This window comes from Paenibacillus lautus, from assembly GCF_050482385.1.
Lineage (GTDB): Bacteria > Bacillota > Bacilli > Paenibacillales > Paenibacillaceae > Paenibacillus_AQ > Paenibacillus_AQ lautus_B.
On the sequence record NZ_JBCNHV010000015.1, the window covers coordinates 241,522 to 266,913 of the forward strand.

Annotated in this window: 19 protein-coding genes; 2 read left to right on the plus strand and 17 right to left on the minus strand. The window is 46.8% G+C overall.

The window, feature by feature from the left end; translation table 11 throughout:
* Positions 1-408: 408 nt before the first annotated feature.
* The 8 genes from ABEW73_RS19530 to ABEW73_RS19565 form a co-directional block, all read right to left on the minus strand.
* Positions 409-1,644: an RICIN domain-containing protein gene (locus tag ABEW73_RS19530; protein ID WP_430166191.1), complete on the minus strand. Its 1,236-nt coding sequence runs from the start codon at positions 1,642-1,644 to the stop codon at positions 409-411.
* Between the two features lie 391 nt (positions 1,645-2,035).
* A complete protein-coding gene (locus ABEW73_RS19535) occupies positions 2,036-2,446 on the minus strand; it encodes a VOC family protein (RefSeq protein WP_098745104.1) in 411 nt (136 codons plus the stop codon).
* 114 nt (positions 2,447-2,560) lie between these two features.
* Positions 2,561-3,898, minus strand: a complete 1,338-nt coding sequence (locus tag ABEW73_RS19540) for a helix-turn-helix domain-containing protein (protein ID WP_430166192.1) — start codon at positions 3,896-3,898, stop codon at positions 2,561-2,563.
* A gap of 130 nt (positions 3,899-4,028) precedes the next feature.
* Positions 4,029-4,892, minus strand: a complete 864-nt coding sequence (locus tag ABEW73_RS19545; RefSeq protein ID WP_430166283.1) for an alpha/beta fold hydrolase — start codon at positions 4,890-4,892, stop codon at positions 4,029-4,031.
* A 148-nt stretch (positions 4,893-5,040) separates the two neighbouring features.
* Entirely contained in the window at positions 5,041-5,709 is a 669-nt protein-coding gene (locus tag ABEW73_RS19550) for an alpha/beta fold hydrolase (protein ID WP_430166194.1), read from the minus strand.
* Positions 5,710-5,914: 205 nt separating this feature from the next.
* Positions 5,915-8,299: a polyprenyl synthetase family protein gene (locus ABEW73_RS19555; RefSeq protein ID WP_430166196.1), complete on the minus strand. Its 2,385-nt coding sequence runs from the start codon at positions 8,297-8,299 to the stop codon at positions 5,915-5,917.
* A 149-nt stretch (positions 8,300-8,448) separates the two neighbouring features.
* On the minus strand, positions 8,449-11,901 hold the full coding sequence (locus ABEW73_RS19560; RefSeq protein WP_430166198.1) for a glycoside hydrolase family 2 TIM barrel-domain containing protein: 3,453 nt from the start codon (positions 11,899-11,901) through the stop codon (positions 8,449-8,451).
* Positions 11,902-12,167: 266 nt separating this feature from the next.
* On the minus strand, positions 12,168-12,581 hold the full coding sequence (locus ABEW73_RS19565) for a YugN-like family protein (protein ID WP_430166199.1): 414 nt from the start codon (positions 12,579-12,581) through the stop codon (positions 12,168-12,170).
* 487 nt (positions 12,582-13,068) lie between these two features.
* On the opposite strand from ABEW73_RS19565, the gene ABEW73_RS19570 reads away from it, so the two are divergent.
* Positions 13,069-14,865 (plus strand): hypothetical protein, encoded by a 1,797-nt coding sequence (locus ABEW73_RS19570; protein ID WP_430166201.1) that lies wholly within the window; start codon positions 13,069-13,071, stop codon positions 14,863-14,865.
* Positions 14,866-14,955: 90 nt separating this feature from the next.
* Here the strand turns inward: ABEW73_RS19570 and ABEW73_RS19575 are convergent, their stop codons facing one another.
* The 8 genes from ABEW73_RS19575 to ABEW73_RS19610 all read right to left on the minus strand — a co-directional run bounded on the left by ABEW73_RS19575 (position 14,956) and on the right by ABEW73_RS19610 (position 23,472).
* Complete coding sequence (locus ABEW73_RS19575; RefSeq protein ID WP_430166203.1) at positions 14,956-15,306, minus strand: DUF2512 family protein; 351 nt, start codon at positions 15,304-15,306, stop codon at positions 14,956-14,958.
* A 45-nt stretch (positions 15,307-15,351) separates the two neighbouring features.
* A complete protein-coding gene (locus ABEW73_RS19580) occupies positions 15,352-16,824 on the minus strand; it encodes a sensor histidine kinase (RefSeq protein WP_430166205.1) in 1,473 nt (490 codons plus the stop codon).
* Positions 16,825-16,827: 3 nt separating this feature from the next.
* Positions 16,828-17,535 carry a response regulator transcription factor gene (locus tag ABEW73_RS19585; protein WP_430166206.1) on the minus strand — a complete coding sequence of 236 codons (708 nt, stop codon included), beginning with the start codon at positions 17,533-17,535 and terminating at the stop codon, positions 16,828-16,830.
* A 94-nt stretch (positions 17,536-17,629) separates the two neighbouring features.
* The gene (locus ABEW73_RS19590; RefSeq protein ID WP_430166207.1) at positions 17,630-19,834 is read right to left on the minus strand and encodes a M1 family metallopeptidase; all 2,205 of its coding nucleotides are present in this window, start codon (positions 19,832-19,834) and stop codon (positions 17,630-17,632) included.
* A 26-nt stretch (positions 19,835-19,860) separates the two neighbouring features.
* Positions 19,861-20,226 (minus strand): YxeA family protein, encoded by a 366-nt coding sequence (locus ABEW73_RS19595; RefSeq protein ID WP_430166208.1) that lies wholly within the window; start codon positions 20,224-20,226, stop codon positions 19,861-19,863.
* A 22-nt stretch (positions 20,227-20,248) separates the two neighbouring features.
* Positions 20,249-22,180 carry an ABC transporter permease gene (locus ABEW73_RS19600; RefSeq protein WP_430166210.1) on the minus strand — a complete coding sequence of 644 codons (1,932 nt, stop codon included), beginning with the start codon at positions 22,178-22,180 and terminating at the stop codon, positions 20,249-20,251.
* Positions 22,167-22,934 (minus strand): ABC transporter ATP-binding protein, encoded by a 768-nt coding sequence (locus ABEW73_RS19605; protein ID WP_430166212.1) that lies wholly within the window; start codon positions 22,932-22,934, stop codon positions 22,167-22,169. The genes ABEW73_RS19600 and ABEW73_RS19605 overlap by 14 nt, the downstream gene beginning before the upstream one ends.
* 217 nt (positions 22,935-23,151) lie before the next feature.
* Positions 23,152-23,472, minus strand: a complete 321-nt coding sequence (locus tag ABEW73_RS19610) for a hypothetical protein (protein WP_430206394.1) — start codon at positions 23,470-23,472, stop codon at positions 23,152-23,154.
* Positions 23,473-23,605: 133 nt separating this feature from the next.
* Between ABEW73_RS19610 and glsA the strand changes: the two genes are divergently transcribed.
* The gene (glsA, locus tag ABEW73_RS19615; protein ID WP_430166215.1) at positions 23,606-24,547 is read left to right on the plus strand and encodes a glutaminase A; all 942 of its coding nucleotides are present in this window, start codon (positions 23,606-23,608) and stop codon (positions 24,545-24,547) included.
* A 122-nt stretch (positions 24,548-24,669) separates the two neighbouring features.
* Here glsA and ABEW73_RS19620 read toward each other — a convergent pair whose 3' ends face one another.
* Positions 24,670-25,347: a serine/threonine protein kinase gene (locus ABEW73_RS19620; RefSeq protein WP_213644743.1), complete on the minus strand. Its 678-nt coding sequence runs from the start codon at positions 25,345-25,347 to the stop codon at positions 24,670-24,672.
* Positions 25,348-25,392: the final 45 nt, after the last annotated feature.

Sequence of the window (25,392 nt, forward strand, 5' to 3'; positions counted from 1 at the left end):
CGCAATTGCGCCACCTGTTTTTGACATTAACCAACGATTTTAGCCGTAATATCATATGGTTTGAATGTCATCCCCTCATTTTGCACGACGAATTTGCCGATAACTTCACAATATACCATGTCGTCAAGCAAGGCTCAAGTCAATACCCCATCTTCATGTCAGTAAAAATCAACCATACATACAAATCGAGCAAGCCCATTGCTGGACTGCTCGATTGGATAAGTTACTGCGTATAACCGGTTTTCCCATTGACAATCGTCTTCTGATCTTCGTCTTCAGCAGTTTATCCGGATCCATATCATCAAAAGCAAGGATTCACAACGGTAAAATCGGCATATTCTCCTAATTCGATCGCTTCCGTTAAGCTTACACAAACAAGCAGCCCCTCACGGAGCTGCTTGTATAAGTTTAGTTAATTTTGGTAAACAACCACTTTTGCGCATCCGTCCCATTGTCCGTCCACTGCTGGACAACAGCCCCATCTGCTGTGGAAGCACTGGCTACATCGACTGCCAGTCCGCTCACCTTGGACACAAGTTTGTAATACCCTCCGCCCACATCAACGATCTTCCATCGCTGCGCATTCGATCCATTATCATCCCATTGCTGCAGCTGAACGCCAGTGGATGTGGATGAACTCGGCACGTCGAGAACTTTTCCGCTGTGTACGGCTGTGAGCTTGTAGTACCCGTCTCCGGTGCTTTCTACTCTGAACCTTTGATTATTGGCGACGTAGTTGGTCCATTGCTGTATCTTGGCTCCCCTTGCCGTGGAGACATCCACAACATCCATCACTTTGCCGCTCGCCTTGGAAGCGATCGTGTAAATCCCGTCACTGATCACGTTGGATGCACCCGTGTCCTGATAGACGCGTACATAATCCACCAGCATCTGCGATGGGAACGGTGTGGAATTGTTCGGACTTCCAGGCCAATTTCCGCCGACCGCCAGATTCAATAATATAAAGAACGGGCGCTGGAATTCCTCGGTATTACCGGTTCCATTCTCAATATAGAACTCATTGAACTGCTGGCCGTCCACGAACCAACGGATATATTTAGAGTCCCATTCTATGCTGTAGACATGGAATTGGGAGAAATCCAAATTGCCGGACACTCGTCCAAAATCGGCATGCCCACCTGCATCCCAGTGTACGGTACCATTCACGTAAGGGTTATTGTTTACCCGTTCCATAATGTCAATTTCTCCGCTTTTCGGCCAGCCAACCGAACTGATATTGCTTCCGAGCATCCAAAACGCCGGCCACAAGCCTTGACCCGAAGGCAGCTTGATCCGCGCCTCCACTTTCCCGTAAGTAAAGCTCTTCAAGTCTTGGGTTTTGATCCGGGCAGAAGTGTAATTCATCCCGCCATAAGATTCCTTCTGCGCTGTAATGACAAGGTTACCGCCAGTAACCTGCACATTCTGTGCCCGGTCGGTATAATACTGCAGTTCATTGTTTCCCCATCCGCCGCTGCCGGTACCGATTTCCGGTGTCCAATTCGCTCTATTGAGCGAGGTTCCGTTGAACTCGTCACTCCATACCAAATTCCAGTTCGGTGCCGCATTGATTTTGTTGACAGGCAATAGAACGACCAGAAGACTAAACAGTATAACTACACTTATTCCTTTTCTTAGCATCATGTTCCCTCCTAATTATTATCGGATTAAGGCTTCATGGATACTAGTGCACCTCTAGCTGTTCTTTAAGCGAACCGTCTACTGAAGAGCTTCGAATCACCTCTCCTTCTGTCCTCTATTGTTTGCCATACAACCAATCTATGATGGAAGAATCACTTGTTGTTCGAGGATAAAACACCAAAAATAATACGCTTACATTTCCATTATAAAACTATCATATACCACTATCAACCTCAATTTATATTTTTTTACATTTAAAATCTGTAATGCTTCCGTATCCTATCAAAAAACCGGCTGCAAGCGCCGGCTTATAGTTTCCTTTGATGGAACAACAATAACCTGAACTCTCGCATGGAGATTCAGGTTATTAGGGACAACATGATATCGTCCATACTTATTCACGACATATCATGAGTTTGTTTCCATCGGGATCCTTCACGACGAACCAATGATTATGTTCAATTTCCGTCACGAGTTCCACTCCGAGCTTTTTCATGTAGGCTAATGATCCTTCCAGGTCCTCTGTCAGCAGCATGAACGCAGGAGTATCGATAGACGGCGCTCCCCCCGGCTGATCTCCTCCCCACTTCGGCATCGTATCCAGGATCACGCCCGTTCCTTCCATGGGCAAAGGGCATAGATGACCATTCATCACCTGGCAATCATCTTCCGCTATTCCGAGTACACGGCAGTACCAGCTGCGCGACCTTTCGATATCCCGAACCGGAATGAAAATGCTGCCTACTTTGTTCTTTATCGGGCTAGCCTGTGCATGGTTGTGACCATCCTGCATTTGTTCGTTCATTGTTTTGCCTCCATGTATCATTTTTAACACGCGGGGTGTCGTAAACGGGCGATACCCTTCCGGCTGCACTCTTTCGATAGGCAATCGACTCATCAACTCCCTCCATTCTTATGCCTATGGCATGATTTGAACAGGAACATAACACTTCACTTTGAAAATCCCGTGGTCCGCCTCTTCCTTAGGTAAGTAACTCGCAAACCAAGAGCGCGCTGGATCTGGCCTGTACTCGGTTGACATATCGAGCCATCGGTCCACTCTTTCAAGCACACCTGTCATGGTGCCATAAGCACCTGACTCCAGACAGGCATACAGGCCGCCTTCCAGCACAACTTGAAGATCTACTTCTTCATGGGAAGCAAGAAACTCCTCAGGAGGGGCTATATAAACCTCGTACGAAGAGCTTTCGTCCAGCAGTCCACCGTCACAGTGCATGAATACACGAATTCGCGAATCTTCAATGAATCCATTACGGCATAACCAGGAAATGGAAGCTTCATCCGCTTGTTGGACGCAGTCTGCACCCGTTCTGCGAAAACGCATCACCTTAAACGAAGACAACTCCACGATTTCAATACGCTTCACCAGCTTGCTTCGTTCCACCGGAAGATATAACTTCAACCTAACGATATGATCTCGGTTCAGAGCATATTCTTCAATGAATTCATGCTTTCCTTGCTCAAACACACTGCGGGGCAGCCATTCGGAGAACAAACGGTTCCAGGTGTTCTGAATACTGTCTTCCGCCACCGATGGGGATCTAGCCACGGCATACAGGCCGCCGTCAAGAGCCATGGAATGTAGTTCCGGATGCTTCATCATCTCGGCTTGGTTCATCAAGTCAACGGCGACCAGCTGATAACCGAATGGCTTGGTTTCACCTTCCATATCCACGTTCCAACCGAAGAGCCTCAAGCCATTGATGTCGATACGGTGTGAAGACAATAATTCGCGAAAATGATTAATCGCCGCGGTTTCTATGCCACTCTCAGACTCGGAAACAAACAGATAGCCGATCCCTTGCTGAGGATTCAGACGGATCACCCTTACCTCAGGAAATCGTTCTGATAAATCCCGCTCTTCCAGATAGCATACATGTTCATTCAGATTCATCCGTTCGAAACTGTAAACCAACTGAGATCTCCGGTATTGTCCTGGAGTCAGTCCCGTGAGCCTCTTGAAGGTTTTAATGAATGCCTGGTAGGACTCAAATCCGCAGCGGTATCCGATATCGATTGTCGGCAAGTCGGTATCCCGCAAGCAAATGGCGGCTTCGTTGATTCTGCGTTTACGTATGTACTCCTTGATGGGGTGTCCCGTCAGGCTATGAAACAATCGGTATAAATTTGGCAATGACATGGCCGCCACGCCGGCAATTTCCTCGAGTGTCAGCGATTCCGTTAGATGATCTTCGATATAATCTATGGCGCGTTGAACGATTTCACAGCTCTGCATTTCAAGTTCTTTTGCCCCCTATCTATGTGGATTGGCTATGAGGTCATCATACCAAATTCCTTGGAGCAAAAACTGTACTTTTTTATCAAAAAAATGAGATGAACGATCTGTTTAAAACAGAACTGCGATCCTAGTCGTAAATTTGGTTGCTGGATAAGAAATGTAACAGTCTTTCATCAAAATGACGAGCATGTTGTCCGATCCAGATCAAATGCCCCCACGAGTCGAGCACGTTAGCTTCTGCATGTGGAATACAAGATTGGGCTTGCTCAACATGGGTTAAGGGGACAACACTATCATTTTTACTATGCTGGATCAGCGTCGGGGCACGAATACTCCTTAATTCGTTCGTATAATCGGTTTGTGACTGTTCCAAATCAATGAGGAATCCTGAATAGGAACGTTGTCTGTTATTCATTTTTCGAAACTCCTCCGTTGATTTCTCATCAAGTCTTTCGCGGATTTCACTAAAACGGAGCTTGGAAAAGGATGGCAGCATTAATTTGAATGTAGTTCGTGGCAGTATATTGTTTATGAATGCAATCATGTTCCACGTTATTTTCTCAACACCGGGTTTAAAAATACGACGTCCCATTTTATATTCTTTGTCTTGGGGTTTGAGCCAGGGTTTAGTGACGGCACTCTGAAGTGTCAAACTTGCAACACGGTCAGGAAACATAGCCGCAAAGCAAACACCGGTTGGTCCACCCGCCGATACTGCTATAATATGTACTTTTTTTACCTGCAGATGATCTAACAACGCATGATAGATTCCGCACATTTTTTTCAAGTCCTGTACCGGTGAAGTCTTACCGTAGCCTGCTCTTGATGGAGTAATGAGCGAATATCCGGAGGACAACAAGGTCTGGTACCCGAATTCTTCAATGCAGCTTGAGTGTCCACCATGAAATACTAGTATATTCACACCCTTACCTACAACAGTATATTCCAAAGTTATTTCCCCAACGCTCAGACGTTTCACTTTACGATCCAGAAGAATCACAACCTCTCAATAAACCATAGCTATTGAGATTATAGTCCTTTGTCGAATTTTCCTCAATCGGTTGCGCTTCCCGGTTTTGTAGATTCCATGGCAAAAAAAGACTTTCCTGGTGGAAAGCCTATATTCTTCTCCACTTCACCTACTTGTGAAGAAAGCTTGAGAGTAATGGCAGCAACAATTCCGGATCCGGCATATGGTCTTGGCCCTCTAGTATCGTGTTTTGGGCTGCTGGAATAGCTCGGCTTAACTGGTTTCCAACCTCCAGCATGGATACGGGACTTTGCTCGCCAACAATGATACGGATCGGTGTGGTCAGACGGGACGCTCTTTCAAGCGGCGGCAGGTCACTGGCTAAAAGCGTATCATAGGCAAGCGTAGGCGCGAGTGCAGTCATGATGGCCCACTGAGGCGAATGCTGCATTCCGTCAATCACTTCCTTAGGGATACCGATTCCCTCTAAAAATAGACTTATGGCTTCGTCATACTTCCCCACTTCAAGCAGCTGATTTAACCCATGAATCAATCCTTTGAATTCCAACTGATCTGCCTCATCGTGCGCATAAGCCGGGTCATACAGGACTGCCTTGTTTACTTTGTCTCCCAGCCGCATGGCGGCTTCAAGGGCAAGGATCGCTCCGGAGGAATGCCCGTACAGGTATGCGGAGCCACCCGCTGCCTCAATGATGGCTTCAATGTCTTCGATTTCTCGCTCCATCGAGTACGGCACAGTGTTGCCACTGTCACCGCGCCCTCTTCGGTCATAATTGTAAACGGTGAATGCCTGGGCAAATACTTGCGTATCGTGCATACAGGCTCCTTTCCAAGTAAGGTTAGACTGATTATATCTATAGGAAATATGCCGTATTTCTTCTGGATTGCTGCTTTTGCACAAAACCATCCATGTAACACGCATGAGCCTAAACGAATGTCGAAACCAAAAAAAGTGCTGGCATTCACGCCAACACTTCCTCACGGGATATTTTTTCAACATTGAACAATATAATAGAAGAAATTTAACGATCTCGATTTACCATATAATTTAATAAATGCTTGAGAAACGCCGTATTCCGCGGCATCTCCTGCAGTGCTTCCATGGCCAGGCAATAATGCTCCCACATTTCCCGACTGGCGCCTTCCTGACCCAAAATGCTCACAAAGGTCGATGTGTTGTTCTCCGCATCCTGTCCTCCGGGTTTCCCGAGCTGCTCCAAATTCCCCTGCACATCAAGCAAATCATCCTGGATTTGAAAGGCTATGCCCGCATGGTAAGCGAAATTCTTCAGTGTCGCAATTTCGCTCTCCTTCACCTGAGCAAGGATGGCAGGCATAACGAGAGATGCCTCAAACGCAATACCCGTCTTGTAATAACAGACCGTATTCAGCTCCTCCAAGGACAATGCCTTCCCTTTTGAATTCAAATCCATCGCCTGGCCCGAACACATATCTCCAGCCCGCTGGGACGAATATTGAATTAGCTTCAGCACCGTTTTCGGATCAAACCCTTCAAGGGACGATTGTTCTTCGATAGCCTTCTGAATCAGGAACAAACCGGTGATTTCCGCCGTTGCGCTATCATGAACCCGATGCAAAGTCGGTCGCCCTCTACGGGTAGAGGCGTTATCCTGGGAGGGCAAATCATCGAATATCAAGGAAGCAGTATGCATGTATTCAAGCGACCTTAGCAGCGGCACGATGGAGGAAGCCCGCAGTCCGTATTCGTTCACGGCCATGACCCAAGTCAAGGTAGGTCTTAGACGTTTGCCATCCCCTTCAAGCGTATAATTGGCGGCATCAATCAACGACTCTTTCATTGGTGGAATGCCAGGGAGTTTCGCGATTTGCAAGCTGTTGTTGATCTCATTCCGAACGGTTTTAAAGGTATCGATAAAAAAATCCTTTTCCTTCCGCTCGTTTCTAAGCACCGTAACCATCTGGTCCCGCAGCAATTTATCGAAGAAATCCACCTGATCGGCTTTTAGCACCATTTGCTGGATGAGCCGATTAAATTCCGGATTCCCGGATGCAAAAATATCCATGATTTCATGATATTTCTCAGCCCCGACTCGTTCTTTACAACGCTTCAGGCCATTGATGGCCCGGTCCAGCATTACCTCTCGCGTCTTGGCGTCCGAATGATACACCTCATGAATAAGATGGGAGATCACCGCCCAGTACATTTCAAAAGGATTGATAAGATCCGTACGCTGACCGCGATATTTTAAATAGTAAGTGTACGGTGTTACCGCACCGTCTTCCATATCCTGAAACATATCGGCAAAATCATCGGCCAACTGGTTGTAGATACCGTAGAAGAATGTCCGGTCTTCAAACCCTTCATCTGCCGAAGCGCTGATAACGGAGCGGACGATCAACCGGGAGGACGATGATTTCAGAATGATCGGCAGATATAATTCCTCGTTGCTGTAATTGGGATTGGCGAGATCCTTAATGCGGTCAATATGCTGGGAATGAAAAAACACATTAGACTGCTCAAAAAAAGCCTGCTGCGTTTCCGGGCGTTGATGTCCCTGAATATACTCAAATGCATCTCGAAGCTCCTTATGAACGAAATGAACGAGATCCATGTTTTTCCCGCTCCACTGACCCATCTCCGGAACGGTTCCAGTGAGAAGCGCCTGACGTATCATTTGGGAGTATTGTTCCTTCTCCTGAGCGTTCAAGACCCCTGAATCGAGCAGATCGTCGATAAAAGGATAGGTCAACCCGTATGAATAACCCAATCGGATGGCATCATCAAGGCGGGCCGAACGCTCCACGGGCGAAGTCTCTGACTCCATATCTTCAATGACATGCATAACAACACCGACGATAATTTTGATCAATTTGCGTTGGGCTTGGTCCGCATCCATCTCCTCTGGAATATGAGCCGCCACATGCTTCAGTTTGTTGATGACCCAAATGACGGCATTTTCGATCCCTTCCTTTTGGGCCCATCGGTACAGCCCGGCTAAACTCATATAATCCGGCGTGTCTCCTCCGTTCGTACTGGTGGAGCGAAGCAGGAGTTTTTTGGTATCGGCAACAACACGCCGTATTCTGGCCTTCGTGTCAGGCGAGTCCAGTGCCATACCCAAATCTCTCATATAAATATAGGAAATGCTTCGATCCAAGTAATCATCCAATTCACCTGTATAATGGAGCCATCCGATATATCTATGATAATCCCGGGTATCCGGTTTCTTCTTTCCCGGCGATAAAAAAGACAGCCATGAAGGACGACGAATATGCTTTCTTTTCCACAATAGAATGTCTTCTGTCAGGATCGGCACATAACTCTTTTCCTTAACCTGTACATAAAGTGATGCAAAATACTGAGCTGCCTTCTGTTCAGCCCGCCGATATCCCGTATCGGCATAATCTGTATACGCCACATTCATATGATGGAATCCCTCAACTTCTTTAAGTGTTTAACATGTACCCATGTTTATTACCTATATACGTAGAAGTATCAATCGGGTTACATTCAGTTGCAGCGTTGAAACAAATCGATAGCCTGGGTCCAGAATTCCATAGCGATCACTCTGTATTATGAACCTGGTCGTATAAACCGGAACCAGCCAAAATCAAACTGGCTTCCCGGCAGGAAGATGAACGTCACCTTCTGTTTGCCGGTTATATGCTCCAGATTGTACAATTGCTCTTCGTATCCGTCAGACCGCGTAAATTCAACAAGCTGGTTGCTTTCTCCCTCCGAATTGGCAAACCGGATAAGAATTGTGTTCTTATCTATGACCGAACGGCCGTATACAATCAGTTTCGATGCACCTGCTTCTGAGAAATCCATCGGGTCAAACTCGAGGGACACATTATTTCCTATGCCTTCAACAACCTTGTTGTCCATAATGGTAAAGGTATCTCCATAGATCCGATCGCAATCTGCGGCAAAATTCTGCTCGAAGGCTCTATTCCCCGCGTGAAAATAAAACCCTTTGATGTGCACCTTCTGACGAAGGACAAAGCATATTGACGTGATGCCGCGCAGCTTCTTGGACAACCGGTAGGTTTCTTCCTGATACACGTTCCACTTGGACTCTTTCTGATAAATACAATCAGCCAGCAAGGAGCTGCCCTCCTCACCGGGCATGCCTTCCCAGATTTGCAGAGAGTACGCTTCGCTTGAGAGTGCAAATATCGGAACGGTTATCGTATCAGAGCCATGTGGACCGAAATCGATGTCCTGAAATCCGACCTGCGTCTCACCGTCTCTGCTCGTAGCTACGCCTCTTTCGTTCCCGTTTCCCACATCACCTTGACTGTAGTCATACAGTCCTGCCGAAATGAAGGAGTATGGATCTTTGTAGGCCGCACCCAAACCATCGACTTGAAATTCAAGCTGGGAGATGAGCTTGGTCTTATCCGTCCCGTTCCGACTCGTACACCTCAAACGAAACTCACCGTCACCAAGAGCTGTCACGATAGCTTCATGACCATCGGCTTCCACACTGGCGATATTGGATTCGATGCCGGCATCATTCACGACAGCCCATTCGACCTCTTGATAAGAGGTTTCCGGCGGATGTAACCTGGCACGCACCACCATGTGCCGATTGGACGGATGAAATGTTTGACCTCCTTCACTAATCAGTTCAATCTTGCGAAGCGGAAGCTCAAGCATGCTCCCCGTCAGGCACGGCCCATCTTCGTTATTCATGCTTGCCGATATGCCTGTTGTCATTTCTTCCTGTGCGGGAATGGATGTTAAAAGTAGGCATCGGCTCTCCAAACCAATCGAAGACACTTCGATTTGAATTTGGCCAGGCACCAATGTGGATCCGATGATCGCCATCAGCTTCCCGCCGAACAGCCTTCTGCTTCGGCCTTTATACGGATCGTAATCCGTGCTGTCCCCATTATCGAGTCCAAGCAATCGTCCGACACCCGTGACATGGACCTCCACCCGGTTATTCGCGTTCTCGACAGCATGGCCGTCCTCATCTTCCATCGCGATTTCGACGAAGATGAGGTCTGCTCCATCGGCTCTTAATTCTTCCTTATCCGGGCGCAAAACAATGCCCTTGGCATCGCCAAAAGAGGTTCGTATATCCGTAGCCACGATATGGCCTGTTTCGTCATAAGCCATCGCTTTCAATTCGCCCTTCACATAAGGAATCTTCCACCAGCCCACAAGCTGTCTTCCGTGTGCATGGTCAATATCATGTTCACCGATGGTTTCCCCATTTAGCTGCAACTCAACCCTAGGCGCATTGGAACAGATGCGAACATCGATCATTTGACCGTCGTTGAAATCCCAGTATGGCAGCAGATGCACCATGGGCTTTGTTTTGTAATCCGTCCAGGCCGCTTGATAGATATAATAGGAATCCTTCTTGAAGGTTGCCGTATCCATCTGACCAAAATAAGAGTTTTTGGTATGATACGGCGTAGGTTCTCCAATATAATCGAATCCGGTCCATATAAACTGTCCCAGCGAGAAAGGCGTATCCCGCTCAGCCAGAATGCACGCCTCCGCCGATTTCGCTCCCCAACTGGTCGAGCTGTTTCCGAGGGAGGAACACTGCTCGTCATCATCGGCCAGAATGGATTTCTCAAACGGGAAATGATAGATGCCTCTGCTTTGTACGACCGAGGCGGTCTCGCTGCCATAGATGATCCAATCCGGATGTTCCTGATGATGCTTCTCGTAATATTTCTCGGCATAATTATAACCTGCCACCTTCACGATGTCGGCACATTGTTGTGCGTTCTCCCAAGGCATATAATTCGATCCGATGGTAACGCTTGCATTTTGCTTGGGATCGTATCGCTTAACCTCTGCCATTAGCATACTTGTTATTGCCTGACCTCTCTCATCCGCATGGGTATCATATATTTCATTACCGATACTCCACATGATAAGGGACGGATGGTTCCTGTCCCGCTTGACCCAGCTCCTCACGTCACGCAGAACCCAATCCGGAAAAAACCTTGCATAATCATAAGGGGTTTTCGGTCGTTCCCACATATCAAAGGCTTCCGATGCGATCAGCAGCCCCATTTCATCCGCAAGATCCATCCATTCCTTAGCAGGCATATTGTGTGCGGTGCGGATCGCGTTAACTCCCATGTCTTTCAAAATGGTAAATCTTCTGGCTAAGGCCGTTTTGTTGAACGCTGCTCCCAATGCTCCGAGATCATGATGCTCGCATACGCCGTATAATTTCAGTTTGCTGCCGTTCAGTAGGAACCCCTGATTCGGATCAAGCTGGATATGGCGGAATCCCACGTTGTGTATTACCGATTCTACAATTTCATCATGCTGGTCTGCCGGATAATCTGTTCTAATCACCCTCATTTCGGTCACCAACTGATACAAATGAGGTTCTTCCGGGCTCCAGAGCAATGGATTCTCTACAGCTAATGTTTGCGTAGTCATTATACTGCCAGTGTTGTTAGCGTTGACGCGATCTGATACCTCTGCGATCCTCTGACCATCCTTCGTGATCATGTGGTGGATAAGCACATCATCTGCGGTGTTCACTTCTGTCTCGACTTCGACCAACCATCCATTTTCCTGGCATTTTGTTGATATGTAAATACCGTCTGTTGCGATATGGTTCGCTTCCCTTGTCTTTATCCATACATTACGATAGATGCCCGCCCCCGAATACCATCGGCTGTTCGGACTTTGAAACACAACCTTCACAACGATGACATTCTCCCCTTCGACCAGGAAATCCGTTATTTCGTGTTCAAAGGAGGAATATCCATATTTCCATTCGCCCACGTAATGACCATTGACATAGACCGAAGAATCCATATACACACCGTCAAAACACAGCAGAACCTGAGCGCCCTCGTTATTCCACGACCATTGCTTCCGGTACCAGCCCATGCTGTTTTCATATAAATTCTCCGTGTTATAAATAAGCCAATCATGGGGAATATCCACGGGTTGGAATATAAGATTCGCCGAATCCGTAAGGTCAAGACTACTTTTTGCAAATGTCCATCCATCATTAAACAATGTTTTTTTGTTCATGAGTGGTATCCACCTTCTTCATTTATTTAATAAATCCACGTGAGGCAGCATATTGAAGTCTATCCTACTATATCAGGATGCTTTATCATTTGAGCCCTCTTTTACGAAAGTTCTAAAGTTTTCAAAGGATATTCTTTAATCTCCATATTTCTTTCTGCTCATACAAAAAGGAGCCCTTTGGCTGCAGCAAACGTCAGAGCTCCTTGCTTGTTATGATGTAAATATGAAAAAGAGATCAAGAAAACTCGATCTCCACGATTAGGGTGTTACTGCAAGTACCCTGTCTCCACTTCGTCCAACACTTGTCTTGCTTGTTCAATCCACATATCGTGCACCGATGCGTCAGGGTCGATCGGAGCCTGGAATTGATCAAAGAGAGCTCCCAATAAACGAGGTGCCGCATGCTTGTCGGTTCCCGTATTGTATATATGTCTAAACACGAATGGACGACCGAGCTTTATCGTAGCATGGCAGCCGCCACATTCGCCATCCAAGCTGCCTTTGGTTACCAGAAAAGGGATCCGAAGCCACACCATCCGCTCCTGATCCAAGCGCCGGTCCAGATAACCATGCTTGTAATCCCAATTGCCGGCTAACGTAAAATCATGTTTACATAGATAGGTATCTATATTCACAAAACGGTCTTCGATATTCTCCAATCTGGATTCCAAATTTATCATGTGCGCCCACCTTATGTTTTTAGTTCTAGGATGGACTTGAATTCCAAGCCGTATACGGGTGTTTTTTACAAATTCAACATGATGAATCATTTCTATATGCTGAGTCTCACTTTCGGCCTCTGACTAGTGGCACCCTCCCTTAAATTACTAGTTGCTATGATGTAAGCTTTCGAATCTTCAAAACCCATAAATTTAATGACGTTCGTTATTAAAACAGTGACACTAGACCATATCGAAGTCAAAACCACAACTTTCTTCCTGAGTAGTTAGCCTTAATTTTGTTCAAATTCATATATTTTATATTATTTAGTCAATTTTTGCCAAATATAGCGTAGTTCTTTTTAAACGGATCATTCGTTCGCTGTGTTCCTTGCTGCCTGTCCCGTAAGAACAAGGGCTCATCTTTTTTTGAGGTATCAATGCTATAATAACCCCGTTTACTAAATAGAGAATACGTGGAGTTCTCGCAGAGAAATGGAGGGAAAACATGAAAGTGAAAGGTTACCCGATGCTTGCCAGCTTGTTAGCTGTCATGCTTCTGGTGGGGCTTCAAACCCCGGCTTATGGAGAAAACGCTACAACAAGAGCAACTTGGATCTGGCAGACGGATCTGATTAAAGATGGAGGCGAAGAACTGCTTCATTTTGCCAGTGATGAGGGGATTACTCTAATCTACTTACAGATTGATCGTCAACTGCCTCCTGAAATTTACGAGGCATTTATAAAGCGTGCGCATGAGAATCAAATCGCAGTGCATGCTTTAGGTGGAGATCCAAGATGGGCCCTCACCGAACATAGGGAAGATATGCTAGGACTCGCTGATTGGGTGCTGAACTATAACGGCAAGGTTTCGACCGGTGCCAGATTTGACGGAATCCATCTTGATATAGAGCCGTATGTACTTGCCCAGTGGGAGGATGAGACGGACGAAGTCATCAGCACCTGGGAGCAAAATCTTATAATGTTCTTGAATCAAGCATCCGGTAGCGACCTCGAACTCGGAATTGACATCCCCTTCTGGTTTGATCGATACACCTTGGGTAATGGAACCAGTCTGAATGAATGGTTGATCGGTACGTTTGACCAGGTTACCGTGATGGCCTATCGGAACCAAGTAGAATCCGAGAATGGCATTCTGGATCTGACGCGTGATGAGCTTGAGCTTGCCAACAGACTTGGTAAGCAGATTCTTATTGGGGTTAACACGAAAGAAATGCCGCGAGAGCCTCACACCACCTTTTATGGATATGGCAAGGAATCATTGAACGCGAAAATGGAACATCTGTCAAGTGCGCTCGGTTCATATGCATCCTTTGCCGGGATCGCTATCCACGATATTCGCAACTGGCAAAACATGTCCAGTGATGTGACCGTACCGCCAGACGAAGAGGAACCTACTACTCCACCACCGGACCCGGACCCCGATCCGAATCCTGAACCGGGAGAAGGCGATCGTGTGCCAGATGCGGATCCCATTACACGGGACCCTGTCGTAAGAGGCACATATATATGGGAAGCCCATGAAGTGATTCGAAACAGTCAGGAAATTCTTGATTTTGCAAAAGAGAAGAACTTGAACTGGCTATATGTAAGACTGGACCTGGAGCAGCCTTACACAAAGTACTCATCGTTTGTTAAACAAGCAGCTGCAGCTGGAATAGAGGTTCACGCTCTGGGTGGCCATCCGATATGGGCACTTGAGGAGAACCGGCCCAGAATGATGCGATTGGTCAATTACGTGAAGAACTACAATCGCGCTGTGGAAGGCGATGAGCGTTTTCACGGCATTCACCTAGACATTGAGCCTTATGTGTTGCCTGCGTGGAGGGAAAATTCGCAGCAGGTTATTTCCGAATGGACCGCGAATCTGGATGCCTTTGTTACGGAATTGAAAAAGGATTCCAATCTAGAAGCAAGTATGGATATGGCCGTGTGGCTGGATAAATACAAAGTTACCGGACAAGATATGTCGCTCAGCAAGTGGATGATCAACCGAATGGACCATGTTTCACTCATGGCCTTCCGGGATAAAGCGGAAGGATCGAACGGGATTATCGCAGTCGCTAAGGAAGAGATTGCATTTGCCGATGAGCTGGGCAAACCGATCAAGATTTCCGTCGAGATCAAAGCCAGCCATGAAGGCGATCATATTACCTTCTATGAAGAAGGAGCAGCTTACATGGAGGAAGAGCTTGCCAAGCTGCCTGAGTTATTGAAGGATTCGCCGTCCTTTACCGGTAGCTTGGTGCATGCTTATGCTTATTGGAAGAATGCTAAGCCTTAAGAGGTAAGAAACTGAATAACCCCATGGCTCTTGAACGAGCCATGGGGTTATTTTATACGCATATTTATCGATTTAAGGTTTTTACTGTGGTTACGAGGCCCGCCGTCTCTTTTCAAACAAATGCTCGCCCCTGAGCCACATATGATATAAATACTCAAAGCTTCCCGCAAGTACTACAATCAGCAGCACCTCCGAGAAATCAAGGGTCCAGTTCGCAACACCGCCAATAATCCACAGCATTACAAATACCAATCCGGCATCGGCAATCGTTGCCATCATATTGCTGGTACGTGGCAGAATAAATAAATCTCCCACCAAATAAGCAACGATGCCAATTCCTAATGCCGTCAATAAAGCCCCTGTGAACGAAGCATCGGTAAGTGCAACCAGCAGTGCGGTAATCAAAACTCCATGCACCAATAACTTTACAACCAGTTTCATAAGCGATACACTCCTTTTGCGGTAGTGTATCCCTTTTGCGTATATTTACTCCTGACCATGGTCTTTAACCGTCAGAAAACCATCATTCATATCGGCGCTGTTCTGTACCAGTTTGATTTCCATAACTGTGCCTTGGCCAAGCGTGCTATGAACCTGAATATGTCCTCCATGCGCGATCACAATGTCATGCGTAATAGCCATGCCAAGACCTGACCCTTTATGGAGTTCTCCCGTATTGGTCCCACGGTAATAGCGATCGAAGATTCTTCCGAGCTCCTCCTGCTTAATGCCTTTTCCATTGTCCTCCACACGAATCAGGATATGCTCTTCAAACTTCTCGACCTGGACCTTGATCGAAATATCCTCACGGTTATGAACAATCGCATTATAGATTAGATTGCTGATTGCTCTGCGTATCAGAATATCATCAACCTCAATTTTAATGATCTCATGACTGCTGCTAAAGTCAATGTCCCGATTGGCGTATCTCGGGTCATTCAGCGTATCGATCACGACATTGCGTACCAGGCTTACTAGGTTTACATTTTTCTTATTCAACGTTAGTTTTTTATTCCTCAAGCGGGTTGACAGATTCAAGTCCTCGATAACGTCTCTCAAATATTTGGACTTTCCTTCGATGATCCCAGCGTAATCCCGTATTTCATCCATGGAGAACTGATATTCCGTGTCCTTTATCATCTCCGCGTAGCCTTGAATCGATGCAAGGGGCGTTTTGATATCATGCGAGATATTGCCGATCCATTCTTCCTTCATCGCATCCAATTTCTTTCTTTCCTGCTCGCTAGATTTCAGCTCTTGGGCCAAAAGATTGATATTGGCGAACACGTCCTTATATATCCCCTTAGGTTGATGATGGACGTTATAATCACGGCTAGCTAAACGCTTAATGCTGTCGAGTAAGATAAACATGGGTTTGGTCAGCCGCTTGCTGAAGATATAAGCGATACATAAGGCGATGAATCCGTCAACGATGATGAGGGACACACTAAACACCTTAAACATCTGTGCAAAGTTCCGTGAATCGAAGGTTAACACTTGTCGCTCCAGGTATGGCGTCGTAAATCCAATCAAGTAACTGTAACGATGTTCGAAGCCTGTCTTTTCGCCAATAAAGACGGTGGAAAGCACTTCCTTCTCGACATACTTATAAATCTGCACAATATCGATGGGGGCGTACTTTGTTTTGGCTTCTTCCGGAGCAAGATAGCGGTAGATTTCCCGGCCATCTTCATCCAGAATTTGAACCCATGCCTGATTCTTCTCCAGAATCACCTTGCCTTTCTCACTTATCGAAGCACCTGATCCCGATATTACGATATGTTCCTGGAAGGATCGGGATATCGATTCTGCTGAGGTTTGCCGATTTAAAAGTGGGAAATCCTCATTCACCGATTGTAGAACGAATAAGCCGATAATCACCACGATGTTCATAATAATAACGATGACAACGATAAGAACCACGGAGACCAGATACCTGCCGGTCAGCTTCCACTTCATCCCTTATTCATCCTCTACGACAAGCTTATACCCAAGGCCTTTTACCGTAAGCAGATACCGGGGATTGGAAGGGTCCTCTTCTATTTTCTCCCTCAGCCTCCGGATGTGAACCATCACGGTATTATCGAATCCGAAGAATTCCTCACCCCATACCTGATCATATAAACTTTCCTTGCTGATGATCTGGCCCGGATGTTTAAGCAGCAGCGTAAGCAATCCCAGCTCTTTCGGTTTTAGTGGAATAACCTTGCCGTTCTTCTTCAGCTCCACCTTCTCTTCATCTAATTCAAAGGGGCCTTTCTTAATCACGCGATTCAGTTTGTCCTCATGCTCAGAAACATCCGGTCTCCGAAACCGGGCTTTGATCCGGTAAGCCACTTCCTTCGGACTAAAGGGCTTGGTGATATAGTCGTCGCCGCCGATGGCGAAACCCAGGATTTTATCAATCTCTTCGGTCTTGGCCGATAAGAAGAATATCGGAACATTGGAGACGCTGCGTATTTTTTTACATACCTCGTATCCTTCTCCATCCGGAAGCATGATATCCAGAATGACAAGATCGGGCTGCCACTTCTGGAATTCAAGCCATGCTGCTTCCGCTGTTGCTGCGGTATATACCTGATCGATGCCTTCCTTGATCAGCACGGTTTGAAGAAGCCTGACAATATCCGCCTCGTCATCAACGACAAGTACCTTTTGATCAAACGCCAATTCGTTCACCCCCTGCTATAACCAACATTTTTCCCTCCTGCCAGGCTGCTATTCAACAGCGCATGGTGCATTGAGAAGGAAACATACATCAAGCTTACTCCTCCGCAAAAAACTTCGATAGCGGGTTCTCCTCTTGTTTATCTAACACCACCTTGCCTTTCTTGTCCATCACATAGTACTGATAAAAAGCGCTCGTGAATCCGAGGGATTCCTGCATTTTCGCCATATAGGTCTCCAAGGCCTCATCTGTTACATGATCTCCATTCCAAAAATAGTGCAGCATCAAGCGATTTTGATTGAATGGATGCTTGATCACGTACGCCCCGGAAGCATTCGGTTGATTCATGGTATCCTTCCAGGCGAAGCCCATTTTGTTCACCCGCTCGATGATACCGGATTTCAGGGCCTGGATCACCCCGTTCGTTTTACCGTTACCGATCACGATCAGATTGCTTGTCCCCAGTTCCTTCTTCAATTTCTTTTTCAACACCTGGCGATCCCGAATAACGTCATATTTCACCCCGCCGATATCAAGAAGCATCGTGAGCTGGTTCACCATGGCTTCTTGCTGCTTGCGAGTTTGATTGCTGACTTGATCGCTCAGGACGATCGATAATGGCTCTCCCTGAAGAGCCTTCTCCATGATGCGGCTCATCGTTTCGTAGGGCAAACCTGGAATTTGGGAAAGGGCTGTTTGGTACAGCAATTGAAACTGATCATGCATATATGCGGTTTTCTCCTCTTCGGACAGTTGGAATTCAGGCTTAAGCACAAACCCCGGTTGATATAGGGCCGTTGCCATTTCGTTTCGCGCCTCTTTTCCGAGCACGTCTTCTATCGTTTGGAGAAGTCCTTCAATGGTAGCATTTTTGTATACATAGCGTTTGAAATATTCCCTCATCAAGTGGTCAAATTTCTCTTCGCCAACCGACCGGTACAATTGGTAGATCGCTTGGCGACCTTTCTCGTAATAAACCGGGCTAGCCAAATCCCCCACCTCGTCATTGGTCGATGCTATGGCAAGCTCCATCTTGGAATCGTCAAATTGAATGGATTTAAAACCATTCAGCTTATCTCCCTGCTTCTCGGCAAAATACACCTTGGAAAAATCGGCAAAACCTTCGTCCAGGAAAGATTCCTTCTCCGAATCGTTCCCGATTAGAGCGTGGAACCACTGATGAGCGATTTCATGAACGAATACCGTGTCCTGCGCGGGATCGGCTTTACTGTGAACCTGTCCCATCTGGATGACCCGCGAATATTCGATAGCCACACCCTCCACGTAAGACTCGACGATTCGAAATTCCGGATAAGGATAAGCGCCGTATTTATCACCAAAAAATTCAATGGCTTTAAAGGCCTGATCGATATACCGATCAATGACCTGTTTCTTTCCCGGTTCGTTATCAAAATATAAATATTCAATCGTCAAGCCGTTGCGGGTAACACTGTCCACTTTGAAATTGGGACTGGCAAAAAATACGAATTCCCTTGTGTTGTTGGCAACAGCAGAAACAATCTTGCGGCCGGGTTCCACGTTATTCCGTGTCGTTATCTTGCCTGGCATCGCCACCTGATAAGCGTCGGGAACGTTGAACTCTACTTCATAATCTGCAGAAGTATAATAATCGGTTTCGAATGATGGACTGTAAGGGGTGGTATTCCATTGATGCTTCTCCTCGTCATAGACCGACAAAACCGGAAACCAGTGCGCGCCGTTCACAATATCCTGGTAATACGATAAGCGCTGCGAACCATACGGGATTTTCAGAGAGAAATCCATATGTACCGATATCGTTGCGCCCGGTTGAAGGGGCTCCTTCAATTGAATAGTCAAAGCCTGATCTTGATTATGGAACTCGAGAGCTTGGCTGTTAGCGTTCACTCCTTGAATATCAATACCTCCGAGAAAATCTTCCGGCTTCTTATCGGGATGGTTCTTGCTGATTTCTTCGTTCGATCGTTTAAACATGGACGTTTGTGTCGATTTCGAACGGTTGGCATCGGCATAGGTATGGAATACCAGCTGATTCAACGTATCCTGACTGGTATTTCGATAGGTAACCATGCTGCTTCCCTGCATGGTCATGTTCTTCTCGTTCAGTCTCGCCTGAATATGATATTGAATCGGCGCATGCGCTTCAACGCTCGCTGAGACTTGTGAAATTGTAGTCGGGGAACCGGCCTTTGCCGCTGCATGACCCGCGTTGATGAGCGGGCATGCAGTCAATGTCAATGCAAGTGAGCCAATAATAGCCTTTTTCGATAGGATCGTCGTTTTTTCTTTTACATGCGTCATGTTATTCTCTCCCTCTGATATCGTCCTTATTTTCCTAACGTTTCAAGCTTAACCTTGGCTGGTTCCGGAAGCTCGCTTGCCTGTACCTCTTGATAGGAACTGACACCCTTTTCCTTGACGTATAAACGCAAGTACGCTTCCTTTCGCAGTTCTTTGTTCGCCCTAAAGCTTAACGTCTTCGCGTTCCCTTCTTTGTTGAAGCCCTCCAAGTTGTATTCATAGTAGATGTATTTCTCTCCATTATCCGCTTTCTCTTCCACTCGGGTTCCATCCTCAATTTGCACATAATATTGATCCGTTCCGAGACGGTTAATGTTCACATTTTGAATAAATACAACAAATCCAATGAGGATGGCGACAAGGATGCCGCCGAAGATCATCGTTTTTTTCATGACTTTACTCCTTTATGATAGGTTATTTAGTTTTGGTTACAATTTTATAGTAGGATCTAACGGTAACGACGTAATAGATCAAATAAACACAGGTATAGACGGCCATACAGATCACGACCGGAATCACAAGATTCATATGCAGAAGTTTGGACAACGCGGACAGTGCGACAGCACAGTGGGCAATGCCGGCAACGAGCGGTAAAGCAAAGATGAACAGCACTTGCTGGGCTATGCTCTTTTTAACCTCACGCCGATTTACGCCGATCTTGTTTAATATCTGATATCTTGCCTTATCCGAATTTGCCTCGGTTAATTGCTTGAAATATATGATGCTGCCGGTCGCCGTGAGGAACACAAGCCCCAGAAATCCTCCCATAAAAATCAACAGGCCTGACCCTTCCATTCCTCTAGCATAATCCTGATAATAGCTGGCAAATGACGCGCTTTCCGGCAAGATGCCTTCGAGATCCTCCGTCAGCTGCTTCGCTTTGTCTTGATTCGATATGCCATAGGCCTCCAGTATGATCGTGTTCGCTTGTTTCTCCAATTGGGCAAACCGTTCATCGCTTACAACCACAGTAGAATAGACCGTACCCAAGTTCAGCACGCTGTATTTCTTCAGTTCCTTAAAGGTAATTGGCAGTTCCTGCTTGTTTGGTTTGAGTGTCACCGTAGAACCCACATATGTCGGTGAAATTCCTTCGTAATAGGCCGGATCCAAGGCGACTGCCTCGTCTCCACTTAATGTGATGGTGTCTTTGCGGCCCTGCATCTTCGCCAGCTCGTTAAAATCATGCTGGGAGATGACGCTGTATGATTGGATGTCATGCGAAAAAACATCGTTCAGCCCACTGACATCAGCATCCACTTCCAAGATAGGGACGGACGCATGATATAACAGCTCGTGCTGCGGAGTTGAGTCTATCAACTCGTCGGCTCGCTTGGTCACGCTGCTATCATGGGAGATCCACATCATGCTGTTGGGGTTCGCTTGCCCGGCATTGCTTGCATTACCGTAATAAAAGCTGTAAGCCGTCCCAACAGCAGTAAGTGTTGTCGCGCTAAGGACGGCAATGATCGTGAGTGTACGCGCATTGCCTTTGATCCGATATAGAAGCTGGGAGACACCGATCATATTCATCCCGTTCCAGAATCTGTTCTTGTTACTTCTGGATATTTTCAACAATGTCACGGTCAGAGTACTAAACAGCAGATACGTTCCGATAATCACCGTCGTCAGGATGACGAGTGGCGTTAGCATGAATCCCATCGCCGCCCAAGCCTTGGATTCCAGCAGGTTCTGCAGAGCAAGCCAGTATCCGGTGCCTATGAATACCAGTGACAATACAGCGGTGATCCATGAAGCCTTTGGCTCCCGTTCTCCCTCCTGATCCGCATGGAACAACTCAATCAATTTGAACCGGTAGATCAGTCGGTAACCCTGCAGTGACGTGATAAGCGTAATGATCATAAACACAATGGCGGTGTTGATGATGGCCGCAGGCGATATCGAGAAGTTCGATACCGCATCATATCCCATGACCTTCATTAACAGGGATACAAAAAATCTCGTCAGCACGGAGCCCAGGGCAATCCCGGCCAGTAGAGCCAGCACGCCCATCAGAAAGTTTTCATAAAATAACATCCGACCGATTTGTTTCTTCCGAACACCTAGTAATGAATACAATCCGACTTCTTTCTTGCGCTTGCGGGTAAAGAAGGAATTGGAGTACCAAATGAATATAGCCACGAAGATGATCAGCACAACGGCGGCACCGCTAAAGGCCGAGCTGATTTTTGTCGACCCCTCCGTTGCGGACTGAATCGCAGTATCATATTTAAGTGAAACAAAAGTGAAGTAAATGACGATACTAAAGATCATCGAAGCAAAATATAAAAAGTAATTGGTGAAATTTTTGCGGATGTTTTTTCTGGCTATGCTAAACAGTGTCATCATGCTCACCCCCAAGTGCAGCCAGTACCTCCAGGATCTGATCAAAAAACACCTTGCGCAGTTGGTCTTCTCGATGAAGCTCCTGGTATAGCTGCCCGTCTTTTATAAAAATGACGCGTTTGCAGTAGCTTGCTGCATAAGCATCGTGAGTGACCATCATGATGGTGGCACGCTGGATCTCATTCAGTTTCTTTAAGCTTTGCAGCAGGCTGGTTGCCGACTTGGAATCCAGCGCCCCTGTCGGTTCATCCGCCAATATGAGGCTTGGATTGGCAACAATGGCGCGCGAGGCCGCGGTACGCTGCTTCTGACCACCCGAGATGTGATAAGGATATTTGTTTAAGATATCGCGAATCCCGAACGTATCGGCGATCTCGTTCACCCGTTTTTCAATCTCGGCTGCAGGCACCTTGGACAATGCCAGGGGAAGCAAAATATTTTCTTTGACGGTGAGCGTGTCCAGCAGGTTGTAGTCCTGAAAGATAAATCCGAGCTGATTCCGGCGAAAATCGGATAGCTGCTCCTCATTCATCGATACAATATGTTGTCCGGCAATGGTAATATCGCCTGCTGACGGTGTATCGATCGTTGAGAAAATATTCAGCAGCGTGGATTTGCCTGCCCCGGAAGGTCCCATAATACCAACAAACTCACCTTCCTGAATTTCAAGATTGATGTCTTGCAATGCCGTATATTGATTTCCTTGACTACCGAATGTTTTTTCAACATGTTTTGCTTGTAATATGGTTGTCATATCGCGTTCTCCTTCAAGTCATCGTTAGTTAAGCACAGATGTAATTATAGAAGACGAACCTTACACGATTTTTATACGAACCTTACATAAAGCTTAACAAACTTGTTGAGTGCACTTACACAAACATGCTGGCTCAGAATAAAACAAAAACCCGCAGCATGGGCATGGCCATGGCGGGCTATAGCGTTCTGTTATTCAAGTCATTCTGACATTAGGACTATTCTTCCTTTAACACGACAAAATCCTGCGGATTGGAACGAATAAACATGCTGATCCGTTTCAAGCTATCGGGAGCGATCTCATTAAATCTTTCATATAAGTGTTTCATACCAAGAAATAATTCATGATCCTGTTCGAGATCCTGAACGGATGCCATCTCTAATGGGACATGGCGTTTGTTGCATCGCGCCTCAATCAACTGCTTAGTATCTTCAAGCAGCTTCAGCATATTTTGATCGTCGAAATAACGCAGTCCGCCCGTTACTCCGGTCCAATACCCGGGTGTCTGCAGCAAATAGGATACCCATGCGTAATACATGCTTTCTGAATCCTTGGCGTGGTCATAAAACACCCTGAACATGCACAAAGCCTGTTGGCTTCTGTTCAAACTTGAAATCGCCTGTGATTTGACTGAAGCATTTTAACTAGAGGCCAAGAAAGGGGTTTAACAGATGATGTCACCCGAAATCGAAGCCATCCGCCAGCAGCTCCCCGGCTGGCTGGAAGCCAGCTCGCCATGTGTCGGCAGAGGCAAAGTCGCCTCCTATATCCCCGAGCTGTCCAAAGCTCCCCATGATGCTTTGGGCATCACCTTAATGAACACGCAGGGTGAATCGGTCACCGCCGGGGATTGCGGGCTGCGTTTTACGATGCAGAGCATCTCCAAAGTGTTTACGCTAATATTAGCGCTGATGGACAATGGAGAGGATGCCGTCTTCAGCAAGGTCGGCATGGAGCCGACCGGAGACAACTTCAATTCCATGCTGAAGCTGGAGTTAGTCAGACCCGGTATTCCCTTTAATCCGATGATTAACGCAGGCGCGATTACCGTTTCTTCCTTAATTCGCGGAGACAGCCCGAACGAGAAATCCGACCGAATTCTTCAGTTCCTTAAAGAGCTAGCCGGCAACGCTGGTTTGGAATATGACTTGGGCGTTTACCGCTCCGAATCGGAAACAGGGAATCTGAATCGCTCCATAGCATTCTTTTTGAAGGAAAACGGGGTGCTCAGCGGAGATGTTGAAGAGATTTTAGAGGTGTATTTTCGGCACTGCTCCATCGCTGTGGATTGCGCCGATTTAGCCAGAATGGCATTGGTGCTAGCCTGCAACGGTTCGGATCCGCTAACCGGCAAAGCGCTCATACCGAGAAGATATGTTCAAATCGCCAAGACGTTCATGACGACATGTGGCATGTACAACGCATCAGGAGAATTCGCCATTCAGGTAGGCTTACCCGCCAAGAGCGGCGTTTCAGGGGGCATTTTAACTTTTGTGCCTGGCCGTTATGGCATCGGCGTGGTGGGCCCTGCATTGAATGATAAAGGAAACAGCTACGCCGGCGTGCATTTACTCCAGTCCATATCTCGGGAGATGGACTGGAGTATCTTCTAAATACAAAAATCCCCCTGGAGCAGTTACAGCTTCAGGGGGATTGAATCCGCCAAATATGTTCTTAAGATAGCGCTTCGTTTCGTTTGTTAAGAGGGGATGCTCCTACCTGTTTCGAATGGGTCCTATTTTCTGAAGAACAGTCGCCCAATCCGGTCCGCAAATTCCTGCATATTCACACTGGATGGGTCAAGACGGTAATATCCGTTCTTCACGGCCTCCAATACCCATAGCGGTAGCTTCTTGCCCTCAAGCAGCGGATATACGTTGTCGTATGCCCATACGAGATGCTCCCATCGCTTGTCGTTTCCTTCCTGAATATACTCCGATACATCGAGCACCTTCCCTCTGCCTTCCTGCAGCAGTACATTCTTCAAATGAATATCCCGCGGGTTTAAGCCCCTGCTGCGGACAAAGGAGCGTGCTGCCTCCACATCATCGATGACCTGCCTTGGAACGGACACACCATAGAGCAAACAGTCATACAGGGTTAATCCGGATTCATGGCTGATCGCCACATAACGCTCACCTGCCCCATAAAATGCAGGGAAATAGGGGCTGCCCACCAGCTCTTGATAGACCTTAATCTCCGCTTCCTTCTTAGGCAGCGCCTCTGCAGCATACAGTTTGAACGCGTAGGCCGGCAAAGGTTCGTATACGAATACTGCAGCATCCGTCCCGATTCCGATGCAGCGCAGGTCATCTGATTCACCTTCAATCGTGACAGGGTCGTTATCACCGTTCTTGATAACTTCCATACAAGCCAGTGCGGTTTCTGCCTGCTTCCAATGTTCGTGATTCATAGGCCACCTCATTTGGTGTTACTGGACTTAAATCAGTATGATCGT

What these genes read in the sequence shown, in the direction of transcription:
- ABEW73_RS19540 (WP_430166192.1), bottom strand. Translation starts at nt 3,898, where the DNA reads ATGCAGAGCTGTGAAATCGTTCAACGCGCCATAGATTATATCGAAGAT.
- ABEW73_RS19535 (WP_098745104.1), bottom strand. Translation starts at nt 2,446, where the DNA reads ATGAACGAACAAATGCAGGATGGTCACAACCATGCACAGGCTAGCCCG.
- ABEW73_RS19565 (WP_430166199.1), bottom strand. Translation starts at nt 12,581, where the DNA reads ATGATAAATTTGGAATCCAGATTGGAGAATATCGAAGACCGTTTTGTG.
- ABEW73_RS19580 (WP_430166205.1), bottom strand. Translation starts at nt 16,824, where the DNA reads ATGAAGTGGAAGCTGACCGGCAGGTATCTGGTCTCCGTGGTTCTTATC.
- ABEW73_RS19570 (WP_430166201.1), top strand. Translation starts at nt 13,069, where the DNA reads ATGAAAGTGAAAGGTTACCCGATGCTTGCCAGCTTGTTAGCTGTCATG.
- ABEW73_RS19600 (WP_430166210.1), bottom strand. Translation starts at nt 22,180, where the DNA reads ATGACACTGTTTAGCATAGCCAGAAAAAACATCCGCAAAAATTTCACC.
- ABEW73_RS19530 (WP_430166191.1), bottom strand. Translation starts at nt 1,644, where the DNA reads ATGATGCTAAGAAAAGGAATAAGTGTAGTTATACTGTTTAGTCTTCTG.
- ABEW73_RS19605 (WP_430166212.1), bottom strand. Translation starts at nt 22,934, where the DNA reads ATGACAACCATATTACAAGCAAAACATGTTGAAAAAACATTCGGTAGT.
- ABEW73_RS19550 (WP_430166194.1), bottom strand. Translation starts at nt 5,709, where the DNA reads ATGCACGATACGCAAGTATTTGCCCAGGCATTCACCGTTTACAATTAT.
- ABEW73_RS19555 (WP_430166196.1), bottom strand. Translation starts at nt 8,299, where the DNA reads ATGAATGTGGCGTATACAGATTATGCCGATACGGGATATCGGCGGGCT.
- ABEW73_RS19575 (WP_430166203.1), bottom strand. Translation starts at nt 15,306, where the DNA reads ATGAAACTGGTTGTAAAGTTATTGGTGCATGGAGTTTTGATTACCGCA.
- glsA (WP_430166215.1), top strand. Translation starts at nt 23,606, where the DNA reads ATGATGTCACCCGAAATCGAAGCCATCCGCCAGCAGCTCCCCGGCTGG.
- ABEW73_RS19560 (WP_430166198.1), bottom strand. Translation starts at nt 11,901, where the DNA reads ATGAACAAAAAAACATTGTTTAATGATGGATGGACATTTGCAAAAAGT.
- ABEW73_RS19590 (WP_430166207.1), bottom strand. Translation starts at nt 19,834, where the DNA reads ATGACGCATGTAAAAGAAAAAACGACGATCCTATCGAAAAAGGCTATT.
- ABEW73_RS19620 (WP_213644743.1), bottom strand. Translation starts at nt 25,347, where the DNA reads ATGAATCACGAACATTGGAAGCAGGCAGAAACCGCACTGGCTTGTATG.
- ABEW73_RS19610 (WP_430206394.1), bottom strand. Translation starts at nt 23,472, where the DNA reads ATGTATTACGCATGGGTATCCTATTTGCTGCAGACACCCGGGTATTGG.
- ABEW73_RS19595 (WP_430166208.1), bottom strand. Translation starts at nt 20,226, where the DNA reads ATGAAAAAAACGATGATCTTCGGCGGCATCCTTGTCGCCATCCTCATT.